The organism is Streptococcus suis (assembly GCF_017601095.1).
Lineage (GTDB): Bacteria > Bacillota > Bacilli > Lactobacillales > Streptococcaceae > Streptococcus > Streptococcus suis_Z.
This window is the reverse complement of sequence record NZ_JAGFUX010000028.1, coordinates 1-3,528: the sequence shown is the minus strand read 5'-3', so window position 1 is coordinate 3,528 and position 3,528 is coordinate 1. Positions and strand designations below refer to the sequence as shown.

General features: G+C 36.2%; 3 protein-coding genes and 1 pseudogene. 3 read left to right on the top strand and 1 reads right to left on the bottom strand.

Annotation, left to right across the window (positions count from 1 at the left end):
• The 3 genes and pseudogenes from J5566_RS10350 to J5566_RS10340 all read left to right on the top strand — a co-directional run.
• Positions 1-191 (top strand): annotated as a pseudogene (locus J5566_RS10350) (hypothetical protein); the annotation flags it as partial.
• Between the two features lie 144 nt (positions 192-335).
• The gene (locus tag J5566_RS10345; protein WP_208563177.1) at positions 336-1,142 is read left to right on the top strand and encodes a hypothetical protein; all 807 of its coding nucleotides are present in this window, start codon (positions 336-338) and stop codon (positions 1,140-1,142) included.
• 323 nt (positions 1,143-1,465) lie between these two features.
• Positions 1,466-2,206, top strand: a complete 741-nt coding sequence (locus tag J5566_RS10340; protein WP_208563176.1) for a type II toxin-antitoxin system RelB/DinJ family antitoxin — start codon at positions 1,466-1,468, stop codon at positions 2,204-2,206.
• A gap of 212 nt (positions 2,207-2,418) precedes the next feature.
• Here J5566_RS10340 and J5566_RS10335 read toward each other — a convergent pair whose 3' ends face one another.
• Positions 2,419-3,303 carry a hypothetical protein gene (locus tag J5566_RS10335; RefSeq protein ID WP_208563175.1) on the bottom strand — a complete coding sequence of 295 codons (885 nt, stop codon included), beginning with the start codon at positions 3,301-3,303 and terminating at the stop codon, positions 2,419-2,421.
• Positions 3,304-3,528 lie beyond the last annotated feature (225 nt).

The window sequence follows — 3,528 nt, the reverse complement described above, 5'->3', positions numbered from 1 at the left end:
AAGTTGGTGATTATGATATTGGCATTGTAGCCCATCCCTATTCCTACTATGAAAATGAAGTGGATGAAGATATCTTAGGGATCCCCTATTACTGTAACTGGATTGAAGACTATAAACATTTATTCGGTTTTTCGGTTGCTTGGAAACACTATACATCCGATGAGGATATTTCTATTTGGTACAATATGTAAGATAGATCTTATGAAATACCATTCTGTCCCTATTTAGTTAGATAAACTGATGGTGTCTATTTTTTGAACCGGCTCTCCTACCGTCTATTTCAAGATTTTATACCGGATAGAGGGAGTAGATGGCTGAGTGAATTTGGAGGAAGTATGAAGAAATTATGTAGAACAATTGTCTTGTTAGCGCTGGTTTGTATTACTATGGCTGGCTGTACGACGAAGGAATCGGTAATAGAGGAAGGGGGGACGAGCACTAGTAGTATTTCGACAACCGAGGAGATTCAGGAGACAAGTTCTAGTATAGAGCAAACAGCCTCATCTTCAGAAACTAAGACCACATCGACCTCTTCTATTGAAGCGATGCAATGGTCTGCGGAGCAATCTGCTGCTCTAGCGGATGCAATGGTTCTTTTTGGGGATGAAATGGGACAGAACAGCTATGCGAAAGTTGAAACACCTGAGACCTTGACCTTCCAATCTGGTGAAAGTTTTGAGGGGTACAGGGTATTGGAATCTTATCAATATCAAAATGGGGAGACAGTGCATCGCTATTTCTTTGTTTTAAATCCTGATGGAGGTCCGTTAGTGCTCTATTCAACGGGTGGAACAGATGTCAAGCCAACAATGAATGAATTGCTTCCAAAAATGTTTGCAGAGATTGTAGATGGAATAGATGTGACGAGTCTTGCTGAGAGTCCGGCAATGATACGTTATGAAACGGAATATTTTATCATAGAAATTCCGGAAGCCTGGGAGGGACAGTGGACAGTTACAGAGACCGTGGATGGGTATGTGCGGAATTATACTTTCTATTATGATGGTGGTTCGGCAATCGTTTCGGTTATCCCAAATCGTAATTCATATATGGTTGGTATTTCTTCGGAAGCTGCTGCAGGCTTCTTCAATCGTCCTGGTGGTGCAAAGATAGTATGGTCTTTAAACGGTGGCTTGGATTGATGCCTGGTTTTAGGGATTTATATCTTATAGTTGGAAAGAAGGATTCTCTAAACGTTAAGAACCAGCTACAATACTGCATTTACAACACTTCATGGTTCATACCATGGAGTGTTTTTTGCTGCATTTAACGAGGGGTGCCACCAGGAAAGTCTCTTCTTTGCTTGAACTTCTTGTAAGATGTTTAGGTTTGTTAATATCGCTGACTGCTCTGGTCTTTTATATTTTTAATCATTTAATGCAAAATAATTCATTATGCAATATATTTGCATAACATTATCTGGCATGTTATAATCAGATTATAAGTATAACGGAGGAACAACATAATGAAAAATATCCAGGTTCGTGTTGATGATTATATTAAAGATCGAGCAGATCAGTTATTTAAAGAGTTGGGAACATCAACTAATGAGGCGATAAAGATTTTTCTTAAAATGTCTCTTAACAATAACGGATTCCCATTTCCTATAACGATAGCGTCAAGTGATGTGATGGAGAGAGTTAATAGAAAAATGTTACCTGTGTCAGATGAGATGCTTGCAGAGGCTTATCCTTCAATAGTAGGAGAATTTTGTAGAGATTTTGAATTTGATGAAGGAGTTATCAATGAAGTAGTTCAATTGAAGGGGGTAGTAGAAGAGTACTCTGGAGAAGAGGAGTTGGATCTTGCAGAGGCTCATTTGAAGATTATTGACACAATAAAACAGGATTTATTTATCGTTGCAGATGCAGATTCTGGGGATTATGAATTAGTTGCATCGCATTTACTACAAACTGATTTACTGGAAGATGTTTCTAAAGTCGCTCTTCTAGATGAGTATTTTGTGTTCAGTCAGCAGATTTCTGCAAAGATGAGGGTGCAGTTATTCATGGACAATATTTTACCTTATTTGGAAGATAGGGAGGTTGAATTATTAGCGTTTATGAATGCTGGTTTCTGGAGAACGGAACAAATTGAAGAGCAAAAGGCATTGTTGCGGGCATTTAAAGAATGTGGTATTGAAGTAATCAGCAGAGGAAAACGTTGGGATGAAATGACACATTTTGTTGATTTAAGGATGTTCTAGTTATCGGCTTTCTAATTCATTGTTTTAAACAGTGGTTGAGCTCTTCGGTGTAGATAAGCAATAAATAATCCAACTGATTTTCTTTTGAAGAAGAGTAGATTTATCATAAAAAAACAAAGGTTAGATTTTTTCTGTCTAACTTTTGTTTTTTATGAAATTGAAATATGCAAACAAAGATAATATCTAGCAGTTAGGACAAAATGGTGAGCTCACTACCTCCCCGCTCTCTTAAATTCATTTGAAAATTTTATTTTATCCATGTTTTCAATTTCTTTATAGAAATGGTAATCTTTTTTATTTAGTCTGTCGCATATTTGTTTTATGATGAATTTCCCGCGTTCCTCAATCCGTTCATTAACTTTTTTTAGGAAGTTGGAGAAATCTTCAGTTTTCTTGGGATGGATGTATTTGTAATTATGTGCTTCCCAAAATACTTCTGTTTGGTAATTATTATCAACATAGGGTTGAAGATAGTATGTGTCAATAAAATTTTTCCATGCTTCAGGAGATAAATTAGTAAGCCATTTTTGAAGAGACAGCATTGTAATATCCCAGTAATCTTGTGAGAAATGGTATCGGCCAGTATTCATCCAATGAGGCAATACGGTAAAATTTCCGATTGTATGTGTTAATTTTGCGAATGCTTCAAATTCTTTTAGGTTTTTTTGAATCATATCGAACTTTAGATAGTTTTGGTCTTGATAGAGAGCAGGATATGGAATAGACCTAGCTCTTGGTTGTCTCCCTAATCTTTTTGAGAGTGTATCGTAATCAGAACTTTCTTTTGTTGCTGAGTTGAACGTTGTTATGAAGGAGTTCATTGTTTCACCTCGTATTATATCTCCCTCGGAATCTTGCCAACCTAAAATATTATATAAGTAGAATGCTTCTTTATCGCAATCAGCATATTTACCAGATTTTCCTGTTACGCAGAACTCAGTTGGACAATCTAGTTCATACGACTTGTATCGTAAGATGTTGTGCAGATTGTCAGTTGACAACTTATTGGAGTAACAATTTTTAAAATCCCATAACCAAGGTTTGATTTTGTTTTGATCACAGTAGTTCAACCATTCCATAACTCTTTCCTTTTCCATCAGTGGCTCTCCTTTGTCTATGTCATTGTGACTACAGATATATTATATATTTTTTGAAGGAAAGTACTATATAAAAATAAATCAGGGAACTATATACCAGTTTACACCACCAACAACATATAGTATTTCCGATAATATTAAAAAAGGCGACTTCCAAGCAGAAATCGTCTTTTAATAATGTCTAAATTCTTCTGGATGTTCGGTCATATACTCTGCCAACCATTC